This is a genomic window from Spirosoma sp. 48-14 (assembly GCF_001898575.1).
In the GTDB taxonomy this organism is placed as follows: Bacteria; Bacteroidota; Bacteroidia; order Cytophagales; family Spirosomataceae; genus Spirosoma.
Genome location: NZ_MKUD01000045.1, coordinates 31,187 through 50,297 on the forward strand (window position 1 = coordinate 31,187; position 19,111 = coordinate 50,297).

18 protein-coding genes are annotated in these 19,111 nt (G+C 47.9%); 12 read left to right on the top strand and 6 right to left on the bottom strand.

Going from position 1 to position 19,111, the window contains the following annotated elements; all coding sequences use genetic code 11:
• The first annotated feature begins 71 nt into the window (after positions 1 to 71).
• The 4 genes from BGO59_RS22335 (at position 72) to BGO59_RS22350 (ending at position 1,762) form a co-directional block, all read left to right on the top strand.
• Complete coding sequence (locus BGO59_RS22335; RefSeq protein WP_293686889.1) at positions 72 to 530, top strand: antitoxin Xre-like helix-turn-helix domain-containing protein; 459 nt, start codon at positions 72 to 74, stop codon at positions 528 to 530.
• 89 nt (positions 531 to 619) lie between these two features.
• Entirely contained in the window at positions 620 to 1,069 is a 450-nt protein-coding gene (locus BGO59_RS22340) for an RES family NAD+ phosphorylase (RefSeq protein ID WP_293686891.1), read from the top strand.
• Between the two features lie 133 nt (positions 1,070 to 1,202).
• The gene (locus BGO59_RS22345) at positions 1,203 to 1,370 is read left to right on the top strand and encodes a lmo0937 family membrane protein (protein WP_293686892.1); all 168 of its coding nucleotides are present in this window, start codon (positions 1,203 to 1,205) and stop codon (positions 1,368 to 1,370) included.
• 197 nt (positions 1,371 to 1,567) lie between these two features.
• Positions 1,568 to 1,762, top strand: a complete 195-nt coding sequence (locus BGO59_RS22350; RefSeq protein WP_293686894.1) for a hypothetical protein — start codon at positions 1,568 to 1,570, stop codon at positions 1,760 to 1,762.
• A 187-nt stretch (positions 1,763 to 1,949) separates the two neighbouring features.
• Here BGO59_RS22350 and BGO59_RS22355 read toward each other — a convergent pair whose 3' ends face one another.
• The 4 genes from BGO59_RS22355 to BGO59_RS22370 all read right to left on the bottom strand — a co-directional run bounded on the left by BGO59_RS22355 (position 1,950) and on the right by BGO59_RS22370 (position 6,483).
• Positions 1,950 to 3,266 (bottom strand): gluconate:H+ symporter, encoded by a 1,317-nt coding sequence (locus tag BGO59_RS22355; RefSeq protein ID WP_293686896.1) that lies wholly within the window; start codon positions 3,264 to 3,266, stop codon positions 1,950 to 1,952.
• A gap of 89 nt (positions 3,267 to 3,355) precedes the next feature.
• Positions 3,356 to 4,711 carry a restriction endonuclease gene (locus tag BGO59_RS22360; protein WP_293686898.1) on the bottom strand — a complete coding sequence of 452 codons (1,356 nt, stop codon included), beginning with the start codon at positions 4,709 to 4,711 and terminating at the stop codon, positions 3,356 to 3,358.
• Between the two features lie 5 nt (positions 4,712 to 4,716).
• Positions 4,717 to 5,475 carry an aldolase/citrate lyase family protein gene (locus BGO59_RS22365; protein ID WP_293686899.1) on the bottom strand — a complete coding sequence of 253 codons (759 nt, stop codon included), beginning with the start codon at positions 5,473 to 5,475 and terminating at the stop codon, positions 4,717 to 4,719.
• A gap of 105 nt (positions 5,476 to 5,580) precedes the next feature.
• On the bottom strand, positions 5,581 to 6,483 hold the full coding sequence (locus BGO59_RS22370) for a histone deacetylase (RefSeq protein ID WP_293686900.1): 903 nt from the start codon (positions 6,481 to 6,483) through the stop codon (positions 5,581 to 5,583).
• A 153-nt stretch (positions 6,484 to 6,636) separates the two neighbouring features.
• Between BGO59_RS22370 and BGO59_RS22375 the strand changes: the two genes are divergently transcribed.
• From BGO59_RS22375 to BGO59_RS22395, 5 genes are all read left to right on the top strand, one after another.
• Positions 6,637 to 7,386 (top strand): SDR family oxidoreductase, encoded by a 750-nt coding sequence (locus BGO59_RS22375; RefSeq protein WP_293686902.1) that lies wholly within the window; start codon positions 6,637 to 6,639, stop codon positions 7,384 to 7,386.
• 122 nt (positions 7,387 to 7,508) lie between these two features.
• A complete protein-coding gene (locus BGO59_RS22380) occupies positions 7,509 to 7,946 on the top strand; it encodes a hypothetical protein (RefSeq protein WP_293686903.1) in 438 nt (145 codons plus the stop codon).
• Between the two features lie 31 nt (positions 7,947 to 7,977).
• Positions 7,978 to 8,262 carry a hypothetical protein gene (locus BGO59_RS22385; RefSeq protein WP_293686905.1) on the top strand — a complete coding sequence of 95 codons (285 nt, stop codon included), beginning with the start codon at positions 7,978 to 7,980 and terminating at the stop codon, positions 8,260 to 8,262.
• Positions 8,263 to 8,440: 178 nt separating this feature from the next.
• The gene (locus tag BGO59_RS22390; RefSeq protein WP_293686907.1) at positions 8,441 to 10,648 is read left to right on the top strand and encodes a DUF5916 domain-containing protein; all 2,208 of its coding nucleotides are present in this window, start codon (positions 8,441 to 8,443) and stop codon (positions 10,646 to 10,648) included.
• A 100-nt stretch (positions 10,649 to 10,748) separates the two neighbouring features.
• On the top strand, positions 10,749 to 10,937 hold the full coding sequence (locus BGO59_RS22395; protein WP_293686909.1) for a hypothetical protein: 189 nt from the start codon (positions 10,749 to 10,751) through the stop codon (positions 10,935 to 10,937).
• 110 nt (positions 10,938 to 11,047) lie between these two features.
• Here the strand turns inward: BGO59_RS22395 and dapA are convergent, their stop codons facing one another.
• Positions 11,048 to 11,947, bottom strand: coding sequence for a 4-hydroxy-tetrahydrodipicolinate synthase (gene dapA, locus BGO59_RS22400; protein WP_293686911.1), 900 nt, complete (start codon positions 11,945 to 11,947; stop codon positions 11,048 to 11,050).
• A gap of 369 nt (positions 11,948 to 12,316) precedes the next feature.
• Entirely contained in the window at positions 12,317 to 14,470 is a 2,154-nt protein-coding gene (ligA, locus tag BGO59_RS22405) for an NAD-dependent DNA ligase LigA (protein WP_293686913.1), read from the bottom strand.
• Between the two features lie 257 nt (positions 14,471 to 14,727).
• Here ligA and rpe point away from each other — a divergent pair, with 257 nt between their 5' ends.
• From rpe to BGO59_RS22420, 3 genes are all read left to right on the top strand, one after another.
• Entirely contained in the window at positions 14,728 to 15,399 is a 672-nt protein-coding gene (gene rpe, locus BGO59_RS22410; RefSeq protein ID WP_293686915.1) for a ribulose-phosphate 3-epimerase, read from the top strand.
• Between the two features lie 57 nt (positions 15,400 to 15,456).
• Positions 15,457 to 16,860, top strand: coding sequence for an alpha-amylase family glycosyl hydrolase (locus tag BGO59_RS22415; protein ID WP_293686917.1), 1,404 nt, complete (start codon positions 15,457 to 15,459; stop codon positions 16,858 to 16,860).
• 132 nt (positions 16,861 to 16,992) lie between these two features.
• Complete coding sequence (locus tag BGO59_RS22420; RefSeq protein ID WP_293686919.1) at positions 16,993 to 19,089, top strand: OmpA family protein; 2,097 nt, start codon at positions 16,993 to 16,995, stop codon at positions 19,087 to 19,089.
• The last annotated feature ends 22 nt before the right edge of the window (positions 19,090 to 19,111 follow it).

Sequence of the window (19,111 nt, forward strand, 5' to 3'; positions counted from 1 at the left end):
AGGTTGCAGGAGAACAGCGTTGAAATGAATTCTTATCTTTGTCAGCTTGTTATCATTTAACAGTATTTAATTTGTCATTTGCCTTAATTATGCAGGTATCCGTCGAACAAATTCTGGCAGGCTTAGGGGGAGAGCGCTTTATTAAGCGTCGCATTCGGCACGAATTCGATCTTATCGAGATTGTCCAGGAGGGTTTGCCGATGGAATCGGCCGCTTTTTTACAAACGAATTTTGGGCTTACCAATAAAGAAATGAGCCACATTTTGGCTATTTCAGAAAGTACGTACCAACGTCGAATTCGAAAAGGGGCTCGATTAACTCAGGACGAAACGGAGAAAGCAATTTCGTTGGCCGAAGTCTACGAAAAAGGCATCGAAGTATTTGAAAACAAAGCGGATTGGGAGTATTGGCTCAATTCGCCCATCACGGCTCTACAGGAAAAAAAACCTATTGAGCTATTGGGTTCCATGATAGGCCGCAAGCAGGTATTAAATGTACTGAACGCGCTTCTGCACGGTCTCTTTTCTTAGGTTTCAGCCCTAACCAACATGAGTTAGCCACTCTAACTCCAATGAATTAAGCCTCTTTTTCTATCAAATCAGGTACATATCTTTGCTACATGAAGCTGTACCGAATTACAAATACAAAGTATGCCCGTGATTTGAATGGAACTGGAGGGCTTTATGGCCCAGGACGCTGGCATCGGGAAGGTACTCGAATCCTTTATTTAGCCGAACACGTATCCCTGGCGAAGCTTGAAGTGCTCGCTAATTCACGAATCATTCCACAGAATCAGTCGCTGGTGACGGTCGAACTGCCCGATGAAGCTTCCATTACCTTTGTAGATGAATCGGATTTGCCAGATGGCTGGCAGAACATACCTCATTTGGAGGAACTGGCTGCAATTGCCGAAAAATGGATAAATGAGCAGATGTTTTGGGTGATGCGTGTTCCTTCTGCTCACTCACCTACAGAATATAATTATTTGATAAATCCCCTTCATCCTGAACATGACAAGCTAAAACTGCTCAGTATTGAGTCTCATCTCTTCGATTCTCGCTTGAAATAGAAATCTATTGAGCCGCTCAGCTAGTCAGTCACAGGATTATTTTTTTATGGAATAAATCAACTTCTCTAACAAATTGAGGCAACCGTAGTTCTACTTACAATTCACCTAATTTCAACGTTAAGAAACTACAATTATGGGCAATCTTCTGTACACCATAGCCGTCATTCTGATCATTGTATGGCTGCTTGGTTTTTTAGGCGTCTTAGGCGCTGGTATTGCTGGCAGTAGCCTCATTCACATACTACTAGTAATCGCAGTCATCATGGTTCTGCTTCGTGTCATTCAGGGCCGAAGTATCTGAACTCCTTATTGATTCTAGCGTTTGAAGGTAACTATCTTCTCGTAAACGCATATAGATACAAGAAAGCCTTTGCTCATAGCAAGGGCTTTTTTTGTTACCTAATCGACTGTATTTCTAAAAAAATACCGAAGAACATGGGTTACTTTTTTGATTTTAAGGAATAAAAGGGAAATCACTATCTTCAACTTATAGCAAACATGGCTAAATCTGCATTCTTTCTGCTTTCTATGCTGGCATTGGCAACAGCTTGTTCCAGCACAAAAACCGAAACCACTGAATCGACTACAGCGGTTTCCGACTCGACGTCTATGACCTCTGACTCTACGAGCATGTCTACCGACTCATCATCGACGATGTCAACCGATACCACCAAGAAAGATTCGATCAAGTAATATAAATACTTTTCGGGCTAGTCCTGACGACTCTCTTTACGGCAAAAGGCCCTCGGGGTTAACAGACTGTTAGCTCCGAGGGCCTTTTGCCGTAAAATCACGTTAGCCGTACGATTGAACCTGTTTGATTTAATGTAAACGTTTAACGGTTTTATCTGGCAAATAGATAAACATGTAGGTTAGGACACTAAACCACCAGATTCAGGGCTAACACACCTAGCAGGCCAACAATTGATACAATGGTTTCCATCAATGACCAGGTTCGGATGGTTTGCCCGATACTCAGATTGAAGTATTCTTTAAAGAGCCAGAACCCTCCGTCGTTGATATGAGAAAACATCAGGCTTCCCGATCCGATGGCCAACACCATCAATTCGGGTTTGATAGGCTGCGATTGCAGTAAGGGTAATATAATCCCTACGGTTGTCAGGCCAGCCACGGTGGCCGACCCAACGCATACCCGAATAAACGCAGCGATTCCCCAGGCTAATAACAGAGGTGGAATAGCGGCATCAGCCAAGAGGCTACCGATGTATTTGCTGGTACCGCTATCGCTGAAAACCTGCTTCAGAGCGCCTGCACCTGCAATCACCAGCAGAATAGGGGCCACTGCTTTAACAGCTTCCTCCAGATCTTTGGTGATCGCTTTCATGCTTTGCCCCTGACGAATACCCAGCGCATAAATAGCCGTTAGTACCGAAAGCAACATCCCGATGTAAGGTTCGGCCAGGAGTGTCACGATGGTTTTCAGGATCGACTCTCCAGCCATGGCATTTTTTAATGGCCCGAACGTCGTTAACAGAATCACGGGTAGCAACGCAACCAAAAAGCTGATAAACGTTCCGGGCAAGTTCTGTGTTGGGACTTCTTTCCGATTGAATAAATCGCTGTTGGGCGTTGCCTTGATATGCGTCAGTGTTTTTCCGAAAATAGGCCCGGCAATAATGATGGCAGGTATCGCTACTATGATACCATACAACAGCGTCTGCCCGATATTGGCATTGAGCTGACCCGCTACAGCTGAAGGTGATGGGTGAGGAGGCAAATATCCGTGCGCGACAGAAAGGGCTGATAACATCGGTACCGCTACCGACATCAATGGAAGTCGGGAAGATGCTGCGATGGTGAAAATCAGCGGAACAACGATGATAAAGCCGGCATTGTAAAACAGCGGAATACCGATAACAAAGCCAGCCAACGCCAATCCCCACCGAATATTTTTGATCCCAAACCAGCCAATCAGCACATCGGTTATTCGGCGGGCAGCCCCACTTTCGGCCACTAGGCGACCAAGCATAGCGCCAAAGCCAATAATTAATACCAGTTCACCCAGAGTTCCTCCAATTCCGGTTTGAATGGATTTTCCGACGGCTACAACCTCCATGCCCGATGCCAGACCAATACCCAGCGCCACAAGCACAAATGAAATGAACGTATCCAGCCGAACAAATGCAACTAAAAAAACGAGGGTCAGAATGCCGATTAATGTAAGAATCAGGGGCATAGAGAATGGAAGGTAGGTTTTGCTTCGTTACGAAGTGGGTTACAATAAGCGCACAAACGACATAAAGCCTTTTATAAAGAGCGCTGTATTTAATGAGAAAAAGCGTAAGTAGCCAATTTTTCTACTTCATTAGCCAGCGAATTAGTCAGGTCGAACGGCCAGATGTGCAATCGGGTTGTGGCGTCGTAATCGAAAACGGGTAATGGGTGCTGAAACGTTTCGCTGGCCGGATAGATCAAAAACAGATTATCGGCATTGTATTTTTTCCCATAGGCGTACAGTTGATACAAATCGGCCTGCTCAATACCGTAATTGCCCATGCGTTGTGATCTGTTCGGTTCAGCCGCATTGATCGATTTCCATTTCATATCCAGAACCAGCGTATGCGTATTATGACGGATAATGACGTCGGGGCGGAGTTTGAATTTTGGCATACCAATGTGCTCATCGACCAGATGGGCCGAGGACTCCTGGATACGCACTTCGTCGCTCTCAGGCCAGTAGGTTCGGACGCCATGCGTTACATGATCTTCAAAAACCCGCTCCATCGGAAATAGCAGCGCCAGATTGGGCGTGGCTCCTGTTTTTACGCCATAGCCTCTTCCGTATGCTAAGGCTTCGGCCCAGTGTAACGCCGTTTCGTATCGCCGAAACAAGCGTCCCGACCGACGAATAAGCCGGAAATCATCAGCTAACACGTCCGAAATCGGCACTTCGTCCATTGCCCACACTAATTGACTGATTCGACGCAGTGTACCCGGATTTTTTGTTTCGCCAGCCAGGTAGTTCAGCAAGGTTTTCAGTATTCGGTTCGCGGCTACATCGGCGGTCAGCGTATCGTGTATGACGGCCAATCGCTCGGCATGCCAGGCATTTTCCCGTTGCTGCCGGGTCGCCTGAAACTTCCCTTTCCAGTAGCGTTCGTTGCTCTCCTCTAAAACGTAAGCATGCTGGATTCCCTGCCGAACCAGCGGTTCCACCGTATCGAGAAACGTTGCCATAAATACCTCCCATAAAGGCAATGAAATGGCCTGTGTCTGCGCATCGGGCAAGGTGCGAAAAGGACTATGCCGAAGCTGCCGCAACATGGTAAGCAGTCGCGCCCTAGCCTGGTCAATCGGGCCGATTTTTGGGAGAATTTCGAGTTGGGTCTGGGGTGTTATGGGTAATAGGCCGACGTACTGACGAACCTGAATCAGTTCACGACCTTTTTGGATGGAGAACGCCAACAGCCCCTCTGCATCTTCCTGCTCAAACACAAATCGACGCAGTACCTGAAACACGGTATCAGGAACCAGCAGTCCGTTTTTGGGAGACTCTGTCCACTGCTCCAACGAGCCGATCAGGCTGTTTTCAAGGACCGAAATTGTGGTTGGCATACTGAACGTAGCGTGGTTGGCGTGTAACGCGGGTGGAAACCCGTTATCAACATCGCGGGTTTCCACCCGCGTTACCTTCCCTTCATAAAATCACTAACTGCCGATTTCAGCAGCCCGGACATTGTGTTCAGACAGAATAAAACACCCCGATCAATTAACGCTTTAGCCTGATCGCCGGTAGCGGCTGTGGTTCCGGCAATTAGTCCGGCTTTTCGGATTCGATCAACGACACCAGCAATGGTTCGTTTTACTTCATCATGACCGGGTCCATCATGGTACCCCATGCTCATGGCCAGATCGCGTGGCCCAATCACAAATCCGTCAATACCTTCGACCTGCAACAGTTCATCAAGGTTGTCGATGGCTTCTTTGTCTTCAATTTGAGGCAACACCAGCAGTTGTTCGTTGGCAAAATCGACGTACTCACCCTGATTCATCGTACCCATCAGGTACTCATTGGCCCGTACAATACCGAATCCCCGCGTTCCTGCAGGTGGATACTTTACCGCTTTTACAAACGCTTCGGCCTCAGCCGCCGTTCGAACGCCCGGCATCATGATACCCATAACCCCTACATCCAGAAATTGCAGAATCAATTTGGCATCGTTGCTCCGAACACGAGCCAACGGCGTAATACCACTCACTTCACAAGCCCGCACAATATCCTGCACATGGGCCGTGGTAACGGGGCTGTGTTCGCCATCGATCATATAAAAATCGAGTCCCGAAAAGCCACAGAGTTCAGCAATGGTTGGATCAGTACTGTTGGCAAGAACACCCAGAACAGGCTGGTTATTTTTAAGGCGGGTTTTGACAATATTTTGCTTCATAGGTAAAGAGTGAAAGAGCGAAAGAGTGAATGAGCGATGAACTTGGCTACCGGAACTTTCGCTCATTCACTCTTTCACTCTTTACCTATGCAAGATACGACTGAATCAGAAAAACAAACTCGCTGCCAGCCGAAACGTATTGCAGTGCGCTTCGACAATATCGGCGATGCGGGGAGAATACCCCCCTCCCATCGAAACGGCAATGGGCAGATTAGCCCGGATAGCCTGTTCAAAAACGAACTGATCGCGCTCCCGACACCCATCCCGGCTCACCCCCAGCTTCCCTAACCGATCCGATGCCAGAATATCGACGCCCGATACGTAAAACAGAAAATCAGGCTGTTCACGACGAATCAGAGCCGGTAAGGTATCATACAACGTGTTCAGATATAGCTCATCGGCAGTACCCGTCGGCAGGTCAATATCCAGATCCGATTGTTCTTTTTTGAGCGGATAGTTGTCTTTCCCATGCATGCTAAACGTAAACACACGCGGCTCATGCTGAAACATGACGGCCGTACCATTGCCCTGATGCACATCCAGATCGATCACTACGATTTTTCGAGCCTGATTCGTTTCGAGCAGATAGTGAGCTGCTACGCCAACATCATTTAGCAAACAAAACCCCTCACCCCGATCGGGATAGGCATGGTGAGTACCACCTGCAATGTTCAGGGCAACCCCATCAGTTTTCGCATACTGGGTGCAGTCGATGGTTCCCTGCGTAATGACCCACTCACGCTCAATCAGTTCACGCGTTAACGGAAAACCAATCCGACGCACCATGGCAGGCGAAACGGTTAAGGTTTGCAGCGCTTTTACATATTCAGGGGTATGAACACCCAGCACCCAACGGTCATCGACAGCAGCCGGAGCCATGAAATTAGCCTCGGTGCAGGTGCCTTCGTATAGCAGTTGTTCATGAATCAATTCGTACTTCAGCATGGGGAAACGGTGCCCCTCGGGCAACCGCAGCCAATAGACCGGCGAAAAGGCAATATGCAGCATGAAATCAGGTAAATTCGGGGTTGGTATCCATACGTCGGCCTGTCCCGTTCGATAAGGATACGCACTAAGTTAACCGTTAGCGGCCAGGTTCGGTTACCAATTTTAGGTGTTTGTTCGTTGGAAAGGTTCATCCAACTACATTAACCGGCTTGTATGAGAACAGCTATCATCACAGGAGGAGGCCAGGGAATTGGCCGCGTTACAACCCAATATTTACTCACTCACGGTTACCGGGTAGCTATCTGGGAAGCCGATACCGACGCGCTGGCAGAATTACGCGAAGCCTTTAAAGCCTCATCGGCACAGATCTTATTCATTTCCTGCGACGTTTCGAGCGAAACCAATGTCCGCAAGGCTGCCGAACAAACCATAAATCATTTTGGCCAGATCGATGCTCTTATCAACAATGCGGCTATTATGATCGAAAAACCTCTCGACAAATTCATGCTCGACGAATGGAATCGGGTGATCGGGACAAATCTGACCGGGGCTTTCTTATGTGCCAAACATCTTTCGCCCTACCTGGCCCAACAAAAAGGGAGCATCATTAACATGGCGTCGACCCGCGCTTTCCAGTCAGAACCCGACACATTTGCCTACTCCGCCAGTAAGGGGGGCATTCTGGCGCTTACCCACTCGCTGGCCGTTAGCCTGGGTCCCGACATTCGGGTCAACGCCATTAGTCCCGGCTGGATCGACGTATCGGCTTTAAAGAAAAAAGCGAAGGCCAAATCGGATGATCTTCGGCCGGAAGATCACAGCCAGCATCCGGCAGGTCGGGTAGGTCAGGCCGACGATATTGCCCGCATGATCCTCTTTTTGATTGCCCCGGAAAATAGTTTTATTACGGGCCAAAACTTTGTGGTTGACGGTGGTATGACCCGTAAGATGATTTACGTATAACTACGCTGTACACAATCCGAAAACATCATCACCTTTGCGGAGTTAATAGACTGTTAATAAAAACAGCTGAGCGATGCCCGACAAACGGGCATCGCTCAGCCATCTGGTAATCTTCATCAACCATGAACATAGAATTCTCTACTTCTTCGGAGCGCTCACCACTGGAAGTTCTCGACGTACAGGTGTCGGCTCAACGCTCTTCCGGCCCTTCGTTGCTGTCCTTACGTTTTTTGTGCCGTAGTGACCGCTTTACGGATGTCCATGTTCCGACATTGTCGTGGTTCGATGCCAGTCAGCTAGAACGCTTTTCACAGCAGGTAGCGTCAACAGAATACCCCGATACCTGTCAGGTTGATTTGCTGGATGCAGGTGTACGATTAACCGGTTCGGTCCGTCGGTTAGCAGGCGTCTGGACTACAGGTCGTACTATTCGGATCGAACCGCTGGAAACCGCTGTCAACCCATTTTCCCCCTTCACGCTCCATGCATCGCACCGGGACGTAAAAAAGTATGCGGGTAAGCTCTACCAACGGCTGTGGGAATTATTTACAAAAGGCTAGCCAAAATTGAACCTTAAAACAAACCGCACTCATGGAAAACGTCAATCAGGATGCCATGCTGAAAAAGCAGTCTCAAACCTTTAGCCCGGAGACCGAAGGCCCTGCCCAAACACCCGACGAAAGCATTATACTCAACGAAGACTATAATCCAACGGATTTAATCGGTGAAGTCGATAGTGGTCCCGACGGTAAAGGTAAGCCTTCAGGAAGCCCCAACATGGAAGTGGATGAAGATTCGTTTGGCAACGACGATTCGCTGGGTAATAACGATGGCACCGAACCTGACCCCAGCATGACCGACGAACTGCCTTCGTAGACGAGTGCCCCAAACCAATTTACAAAGACGCAATGGCTACATAGTCATTGCGTTTTCTTTTAGGGCATTTTGCCTGCTCATCAACTCTACTTATCCTCTCTGCAATCCTCCAGCGTCGAACGGTATAAATGGGGCTTATCTTTGCTTTTACGTTTAAAGCCTATAAAGCGTCCATTTGGTGAAATTCTCCATAATTCTTGCCGTTACCTGCTCCTTATTCTGTCAAACTATTCTGGCTCAGAAGAAAAACGAAAGCTACCAACTTCATATTAATCGGGCTACGTCGCCCATTACAGTCGATGGCCTAGTTGAAGAAGCCGCCTGGCAAGCGGCCGAAGTCGCCACTAATTTCTGGATGGTACTCCCAATGGATACCAGTCGTGCCCGCGTTCGTACGGATGTTCGGATGGCCTACGATGACCATAACATCTATCTGAGTGCCATTTGCTATCATGGTTACGTAGAAGGCCCATACATGGTTGAATCGCTTCGTCGCGACTGGGCGTTTGTTAAAAATGACAACTTCATTTTTTTCATGGACACCTTCGACGATCAGACCAATGGGTTTACGTTTGGTACCAATGCCGCCGGAGCCCAATGGGATGGTTTGTTGTACGAAGGCGGCAAAGCCAATTTAAGCTGGGATAACAAATGGCATTCTGTCGTTAAAAACTACGCTGATCGTTACGTGCTCGAGCTGGCGATTCCGTTCAAAACCATCCGATACAAAAAAGGGATTACCCGCTGGGGCATCAATTTTAGTCGGCAGGATTTAAAAACCACCGAAAAATCGTCGTGGACCCCCATTCAACGACAATTCCCGACGGCTTCGCTAGCGCTAACCGGGGTACTGATCTGGGACCAGCCTCCTCCACAACCCGGCCCTAATATTTCAATTATCCCATATGCGCTTACGGGCATCACCCGAGATTATCAGAACAACACCCCCACCAGCAGCCGATTCGATGCGGGTCTGGATGCCAAAGTAGCTGTTACCTCATCACTCAATCTGGACCTGACCGTTAATCCCGATTTCTCGCAGGTGGATGTCGATCAGCAGGTAACCAATCTGGATCGCTACGAACTATTCTTCCCCGAAAAACGGCAGTTCTTTCTGGAAAATGGCGATCAGTTTACCAACTTCGGCTATGCTACCATCCGCCCGTTTTTCAGCCGCCGGATTGGGCTGGGAGGAGTACCGATTCGGTTTGGAGCCCGGCTTAGTGGCAAGCTCAATAAAGACTGGCGCATGGGTGTCATGGATATGCAAACAGGGAAGGTTGACGACACGGGTTTACCAGCGCAGAACTTCGCCGTCGTGGCCCTCCAGCGTCGAATCTTTGCCCGTTCGAATATTGGGCTGATGTTTGTCAATAAAGAATCGCTTTCGTACCAGCCCGAAGCCAATAAACCTCTGTATTCACGTTACAACCGCAACTTCGGCCTCGAATACAATCTGGCATCGGCCAATAATCTCTGGACGGGTAAAGCCTTATATGTTAAATCATTCAGCCCAGATCAATCGGGCGAGGATGCTGTTTATGCCGGGAATTTACAATACACAAGTCGTCGATGGCTCATTAGCGGTCAGGTGGAGTCGGTTGGTAAGAATTATACGGCCGAAGCGGGGTACGTCCCACGTCGAGGCTATCAGCGGGGCATGACCACTCTTGGCTACACCTTTCTGCCAACGGGCAGTAGCGTCCTGAATCACGGACCACTGCTTACTTCTACTTATTTTTTCGATCCAGCCTGGAAGCAAAGCGACAATGAAAGTGTATTGAGTTACGCCATTACCTTCCGTAGTCGAAGTGTTTTCACGGCCTGGGTTGCTACGGATTATGTCCGGCTCCTGCAACCTTTCGACCCAACCAACACGGGCAGAGAAACGCTGGCGACCGGCACCGAACACTATTGGACCGCCTGGGGCACCGATTTTGATTCGAAACCCCAAAGTGTATTCACCTATGGATTTTCGAGCCGCTATGGTGGTTATTATGACAACGGCACCCGGCTGAATCTGACGGCCGATCTGGGGTATCGCATACAGCCCTACGTAAGTCTGGCAGCTAGTTTAAGTTATAATGATATCCGGTTACCACAACCCTGGGGCCGGACAACGTTCTGGCTGGTCAGCCCCCGCTTCGACCTTACCCTAACGAATACGCTATATCTGACTACGTTTGTCCAGTACAATGAGCAGCAGAAAAACATGAATGTGAACGCTCGTATTCAGTGGCGCTACAAGCCTGCATCCGACTTTTTCCTGGTTTATACAGACAATTATTTACCTAATTCAGCACAGATTGGGCAGGATGTACCGGGCTTCTTTTCCGTAAAAAATCGGGCGCTTGTCCTGAAGTGGACATACTGGTGGAATTTGTAACAGGTAAGGTTTTAAACAAACTGAATTTGTGTTAGTTAATCAGACAATCGTCTAAAAACGAAGCTTAGCTTAAACAACTACACTAAAATTTATAAACGTTATGAAAACCCTGTTGCGCATTTTCCCCGTAGCCCTGGTGGCCTTGTTTCTGACTTTCTTTCTGACCAGTTGCGAAGCAATTGGCGGTATTTTTAAAGCGGGCGCCTGGACTGGAGCTATTCTGGTTATTGCCGGTATCGGTGTGGTTATCTGGTTAGTATCGAAGCTATTTGGTGGCGGAAGTCGATAATCGCTAATTCATGAATAATCAAAAAAGCTCGCCCGAAGATTCGGGCGAGCTTTTTTGATTAGTAACATGCCCGTCCGCGATTGTATCGCCGACGGGCGCATGTCAGCCTGTTACTGAGTCACTAATTCCAGCAATCCATCGCGCTGAAGAACGGCACGCTGGCGTTCGCTCAGGTCGTCGGAAGCTTTCATCAATGGTAGTCGAACTTCAGACGAAATCAGCCCCATAATTTCCATAAGGCTTTTCACCCCTACCGGATTACCTTCTTCATATAATAATGGATCGATGCGCAGGAAATGGCCCAGTTCTTTTTGCGCAAAGGCAAAATCACCCTGCAGAGCCGCGTCGATCATAGCCGAGAAACGAGCAGGGAACGCGTTGGCAATCACCGACATAACCCCTACTCCACCAATACTGATAATAGGTACACCCTGTACATCATCGCCGGAAATGAGCAGGAAATCATCGGGTTTGTCGCGAACGATTTCCATGCACTGCTCAATCACGCAGGACGCTTCTTTCACACCAATGATGTTTGGATGCTGTGCCAGTTCAACAATCGTCTCAGCCGACATGTTGATACCTGTTCGGAAAGGTATGTTATACAGAATAACGGGTACAGGGCACGCATCGGCAATACGGGTAAAATGCTCGATTACCCCGCGTTTACCAGGTTTATTATAGTAGGGGCAAACCGACAGGATAGCATCGACGCCCTCAAAATCAATATCCTTCATTCCCGCTACGACATCGGCGGTCACGTTGCCACCAACCCCATACACGATCGGAAGCTTCTTTGGGTTGTTTTCCTTCAGGTATTGCAGCAACTGGGCTTTCTCTTTCTTCGTCACCGTAGGCGATTCACCGGTGGTGCCCTGAAGGACAACATAACGCACTCCTCCATCGGAGATGTGTCGGATAACGCGGCCAAAACCGTCGAAATCAATAGAATGGTCGGCATTGAAAGGTGTCACGATAGCAACACCGACCCCATGGAATTTAGTATCCATTAGCGGAAACGGAATTTTAGAAATGCAAAGTTACGGGAATTTGCTTGCGAAATATTTCATATTGAATCTGTTTAACCTTTTATTTCTGTAGCTTTTTTGTCAATTACATGTAAAAAGTAATCACGGGTTCTCCTTATTCTCAATTCAGAAAACCTTGAGATTCCGCCTATATATTTCTCAAAAAGCTCTCTTTCTACAAGCTTGCATCAAGAAACTGTTTAAACGTATGTACGTAGTCCATCCATTGGTCAATGTATCAACTCAACAGTAATCCAAATAAGCCGTTTCAAAAAGTCAAAATCAGGTTCACAGATACGTTTCCACAATAAAGCAATACCACAAATTTTCAACCCACCCATTCAATCGACTCTACACGTCCAGCATCGCCAGGAACTCGTCTTCGCTTATCATGGAAACGTTTAGCTTCTGCGCCTTTTCGACTTTGGACGGCCCAGCATTTTCGCCAACAATCAGGTAGTTGAGTTTTTTCGAAACGCCACTCAAAAGTTTACCCCCATTAGCGGCAATGCGGGATTCGAGTTCTTCACGACTAAAGTTGGTAAATGTGCCCGTATACAGGAACGTTTTACCAGCTAGTGTATCCCCTTCCGGCTCTACTATTTTTTTCTCACCCACAAACTGTAATCCAGCCGCCCGCAACCGTTCAACAAACGTGCGGTTTTCCTCATCGGCAAACCAGGCCACTATGCTCTCCGCAATACGGGGTCCCGTGTCCGGCACAGCCAGTAACGTTTCCAGTGAAGCGTTCATAATAGCATCCATCGATCCAAAATAATCAACCAGCTTTTCTGCTGTCGTAATCCCAACATACCGAATACCCAGTGCAAACAATACATTGGCAAATGGCTGTGCTTTCGATCGCTCGATGGCGGTCAGGATATTCTCAACGGTCTTTTCGCGAAAACTCACGATGCGTTGCTTACCCGTATCCTCCAACCCACCATCACGGTCGACAAAGGTCTTCTGGAGACCTAGCAATTGATCGGCTGTCAGATCATACAAATCAGCGGGCGTTTCCACTAAACCCCGTTCAATGAGCAGCTCGATTTTTCCTTCGCCCAGACTTTCGATATTCATAGCCCGACGCTGGATAAAATGCTCGAATCGGGTCTGGCGTTGGGGAGGGCAGCCTCGCTCGTTCGGGCAATAATGATTCGCTTCGCCTTCTTTCCGAATCAACGGCGTTCCACAGGCTGGGCAGGTCGTCGGATAAACGATCGGCACACTCTGGTCGGTACGTCGGTTCAGATCAACTCCCGTTATTTTTGGAATAATTTCTCCGCCCTTTTCGACAAACACGGTATCGTTCAGCATGACGCCCAGCCGCTCAATTTCGTTTGCATTGTGCAAAGAGGCCCGTTTCACTGTTGTTCCCGCCAACAAAACGGGGTTAAGCAAGGCGACGGGTGTAACGGCCCCCGTTCGGCCCACCTGATACCGAATCCCTTTCAGAACTGTACTGGCAGCCAGTGCTTTGTATTTAAAGGCAATGGCCCATCGAGGGCTTTTGGCTGTATACCCCAGCTCGCGCTGCTGATCATAGCGATTGATCTTAATAACTATGCCATCGGTGCCGAGCGGCAACGTGAATCGTTTTTCGTCCCACTCGTTGATGTACGCCATCACCGCCCGGATATCGGTGCACTTCCGCCAGGTTTGCGACACATTAAATCCCCACTGCTTCAGGGCAATCAGGCTTTCTTCGTGAGTTTGAAATACGTCGGGCTCTGAGAGAAACGAATAGATATAGCAGTCGAGACGACGTCGGGCGACAGCGCTTGAATCCTGTTGTTTGAAAGTTCCCGAAGCGGCATTGCGCGGATTAGCGAGCAGGGGCTCTCCAATATCTTCACGTTCTTTATTAATACGCTCGAATTCGGCCAGCGGCAGAAACCCTTCTCCCCGCACTTCGAAAAGCGCTGGAGGCATGGGGGCATGGGGCTTAGGAGCATCATTGCTATCGAATTCAAGAGACAACTGCCCTTCACGTTCATTCTCCACCCGTTGCCCTCTGCTCTCTACCGTTCCACCAACTCGTAACGGCACCGTCCGAATCGTGCGAATGTTATTGGTAATGTCGTCGCCCCGGACCCCATCGCCACGCGTAGCTCCCTGTACTAACACCCCATTTTCGTAAGTCAGGCTAAGGGCCACTCCATCAAATTTCAGTTCACAGATATATTCATACGGCTGTCCGTTCAGCCCTTTCTGTACCCGTTTATCAAATTCGATCAGGTCGTCTTCTGAATAGGTATTACCCAGCGACAACATGGGGAATCGGTGATAGACCGTTGCAAATTCTTTACTGATCGTGCCGCCCACCCGAACGGTTGGCGAATCAGACCGACGCAATTCCGGATACTGTTTTTCCAGTTCGGTTAGCTCGGCCAGTAGCTGATCGAACGTAAAATCATCGATCTCCGAAATGCTATTCTGATAATATTGGTGATTATAGTAGTTTAACCGATCGGTCAATTCAGCAATTCGTTCCTGGGGATTCATAAAAAATAAAGTCAATAGGCTTTTGCGGTCAATCCATAATCAGTAAGCCATAGTAGCTGATTCATAGGTATTCCTTTTGTATCAACAACTCTTGACCGACAACTAAAGGCTGACGACTGGCTGGCAATATTGGGTTTGTTTCCTCGTTCAAGCAAAAAAACTTAGTTTTACAGGATAAAAAAATTGAGTAATGGCACAGACCTTTGCTTAAGCATTTCTTTTTCAACGAATTGATTGTTCAGAACGCACAAACAACCATGAATTCGCCTTCGATTGCCCCTTCGCTACTAGCTGCTGACTTTGCAAACCTGCAAAAAGAACTGGAGCTGGTTAACCGTAGCGAAGCCGATTACTTACATTTCGATGTCATGGATGGTTTGTTTGTGCCCAATATTTCATTTGGTTTTCCACTGCTGGAGGTTGCCCGTAAATACTGTCAGAAACCTCTGGATATTCACCTCATGATCACCCAGCCCGAACGCTACCTCGAAGCATTTGCCGAAGGGGGCGCATCCGTCATCCATGTTCATTACGAAGCCTGTACGCACCTCCATCGTACCCTGACTCGCATTCGGGAGCTTGGCTGTCGGGCTGGCGTCGCGCTGAACCCACACACCCCCGTCAGCGGTCTGGAAGATGTACTGGAACAGATCGACGTTGTGCTTATCATGTCGGTCAATCCCGGTTTTGGCGGCCAGACTTTCATTCCCCATACGCTTCAGAAAGTAGCGAAGTTAAAACAATTACTGACCGCCAATGGCTCAACAGCCCTGATCGAGATCGATGGCGGAGTAGGCGAACACAACGCTCGGGCGCTGGTGAAGGCTGGTGCCGATATACTGGTAGCAGGCAATTCCGTATTCCGATCAGCAGACCCGATCGAAGCGATTCGTCAGCTAAAAGCTAGTAGTTTACCAATGATGGCCTAATCCACAATCCCCAAAAACCGTAACGCTTAATTTAATTGACTCTGTAGGCATTCGTCCATGAAGAAAATATACCTGGCCACTCTGCTCAGCTCGCTGATTTTAACAACGGCCTGTCGCAAATCGAACCAGAACCAAACCGAAAATAACCCTTCCGATACAACATCCATCGGTGCTCCTCCTTCGCCTGAGTGGGCCAAAAACGCAACGATCTACGAAGTCAATACGCGCCAATTTTCGGCCCAGGGGAACTTCAAAGCCATAGAAGCCCAATTGCCCCGGCTGAAAGAAATGGGAGTCGATATTATCTGGCTTATGCCGATTTTCCCGATCAGTCAGGAAGGCAAGCAGGGTACGCTTGGCAGTCCCTATGTGATTTCTGATTACAAAACCGTAAACCCGGCTTATGGCACCATGGCTGACTTTAAATCGCTGGTGAACCGGGCCCATGCCTTTGGACTCCGTGTAATTCTGGACTGGGTAGCCAGCCATACGGGCCGAGACCATGTATGGGTCAGTCAGCACCCCGATTGGTACATGACTGCCAAGGGCAAAATGACAGCTCCTGTTGACCCAGCAACGGGCAAACCCAGCAGCCTGACGGACATAGTAGGTCTGAACTACGATAACCCAGATATGCGGCAGGCCATGATGGAAGCCATGCAATACTGGGTGAAAGAAGCAGATATTGATGGGTACCGCTGTAACGTTGCTGGGCTGGTACCGAACGATTTCTGGGCCGAACTCCGCCCCAAACTCGACAAAATCAAAACCGTTTTTATGCTTTCGGAATGGGAAGATGACCCCAATCAGTTTAAAAGCGGCTTTAATATGAACTATAGCTGGAGCCTGCACAATATCATGCGGTCGATAGCCAAAGGTGAAAGTCGGGCTACTAAAATTGATTCGGTTCGTGAAGCCAATCAGAAGAAGTTCCCAGCCTGGTACTACCAGATGATTTTCACACAAAATCATGACGAGAACACCAAAAATGGCACTCTGACCGAGTCGTTTGGCCCTGGTGCCGATGCGCTTATTGTCTTGAGCAGTACACTCGAAGGTATGCCTCTGGTATACAATGGGATGGAGTCAAATCTGAACAAGCGGCTGGCTTTTACCGAAAAAGATACCATTCCCTGGGGCAATTACGAAAAAAGTGACTTTTATAAAACCCTGCTCACACTGAAGCACCGAAACCGGGCCTTGTGGAATGGGCTAGCAGGTGGCAAAGTCGTCAAAATTGAAACGGATCATGACGATAAGGTGTATGCCTTCCATCGTCAGCGCGACAATGACCGAATTGTGGTTGTAGTGAATTTAAGTGACCAACCCCAAACAGCTCGTCTTATGGGAGACGGGTACACAGGAATGTACACTGAAGTATTCAGCCATCAGCCTGTTGAGCTAAAGCCGGAGATTCTGGTGACGCTAAAGCCCTGGGAATATCGGGTACTGACCAATTAGATAGATTTAACAGGCAACTTTCTGAAGCCTGGTTATACTGTATAGACTTTAAACCGCTCATCCATAATTCGTGCGTGATATGCCGTAAATTATTAATTTGGGCGTTTATACTCTTCGTTCACGTAGTTAGTTATGCAAGGTTGGAGCATCTTGTCGGGTATATGGGTTGTTGCGGCTATCACAATAGTCAACGGACAGGCGACCGTTTCTCAACAACGAACCACACCCCAATCGGTATCTGTGCAATGGGCCAGTCGGGTAGTAGGTGTATCATCAGAAAAAAAAGGAGAACCATATGGAGAGCAATACAAAGCTTCCCAAGCGCTTGGTCGACCAAGCAAGATTCTCGAAATGGGTGAAAGTCCCTGTGCATGGTCACCCTATTATGCTGATGGCACTGCCGACGAGTGGATTCAGGTAGGTTTTGAAAAGCCTATGGCGGCCCGGCAGATTATTATAGCCGAAAATGTCAATCCGGGTGCCGTTGTCAAAGTAATTATAATAGACGAAAAAGGGACTCAACATACTATATATCAAATTGAGACTATACAGGCTCGCCCTGATCCTTTTCTTCGCATCTTCCCCAAAGATTCGGCCTACCTCTGCACTCAGATTAAGGTCATTATAAACGGATTGACCTTAAAAGGCCCTAATCAGATCGATGCAATTGGCATTACCGAAAGCACTATCCCTGTTTCGGTCAGCATCAATCTAGCGAAAGACATACCTAAAGAGATTGTCCGGGAAAACCTAGGCCCGAATATCAATACAAAGGAACAGGAAACAGCGCCCGTCATATCACCCGATGGGAGAACTCTCTACTTCACCCATGCCACTCTCAAGGCTAAAAACGAACTCGCAGACCAAAATGTCTGGTATTCAACATTAGGTCCAAATGGGATATGGAACAAGGCTGAAGATATAGGTTCCCCAATCAATAATAACGATCAAAATGCGATCTGTAGTAGTGCCATCAATGGTAAAACGCTTTATCTAGTCAATGTTTATCATCCTTCTGGTAGTATGAGCCCTGGTTTATCACGCACGATGAAAACCCCCAAAGGATGGTCGTTCCCCACCGAATGTAAAATCAAAAACTATTATAACCTGCCGAATGATTATTATCGGACGGATATTCCTGAAAGTAAGAAATTTCCATATGCTGAGTACTTTATCAGTTCCGATGAAAAAGTCGGAATTCTGTCGATTCGCCGAAAAGATACCATTGGAGATCGTGATTTATATGTAATTTTTCAACAGACCGATCAAACCTGGTCGGAACCATTATCGCTAGGTAAAACGGTTAATACAGCCGATACAGAATTCTCTCCTTTTCTAGCAGCAGATGGCAAAACGCTTTACTTCACAACAAGAGGCTATGCTGGCTACGGAAATGCAGACATTTTTCTTTCACATCGCTTAGATGATTCCTGGACAAACTGGAGTGAACCCGAAAACCTTGGCCCAGCTATTAATACCCCTAAATGGGATGGCTATTTTACCATTCCTGCTTCGGGAGATTATGCTTATATGTGTTCAACAGAAAATTCGTTGGGCGAAGACGATATTTTTCGGCTAAAACTGTACCCAGCTATTAAACCCGATCCGGTCGCCATTATATCGGGGCAGGTACTGGATGCGCAAAGTAAAAAACCCGTTGCCTCCGAAGTAGCATCCGGTCTTCTTGGTGAAAACAAAGAGGTTGCTAAAGTCGATTATAATCCCGAGACGGGTGAGTACAAGATGATTCTGCCTACGCAGAAAGTTTATAATCTGAAAGCGAAAAAAGACGGCTATTTTACAGCCAGTGAAATGCTTGACCTGAGTAAGGACAAACGCTTCCGAGACATACGACGCAATCTTTATCTGGTCAAAATCGAGGCCGGACAGAAAATCGTCATGCGCGATGTGCTTTTTCAGCAAAGTCAGTTTGTCCTGTTGCCGGGTGCCGATGCCGAACTGGACCAGGTAGTGGCTATGATGGAAAAATATCCGGCCATGGAGCTTCTGATTGAAGGACATACAGATAATCAGGGTGATTGGGAGCCTAATATGAAGCTTTCCGAAGACCGAGTTCGGGTCGTTAAAGAGTATCTGACGAGTAAGGGGATAGCGGAAAATCGGATTCAAACCAAAGCTTGGGGCCCCAGCAAACCCATCGCCAGCAACGAAACCGAAGAGAAGCGTAAACAAAACCGGCGGGTAGAATTCACCATTCTTAAACTGTGAGAACCCGCAATTTCTCGTAGTT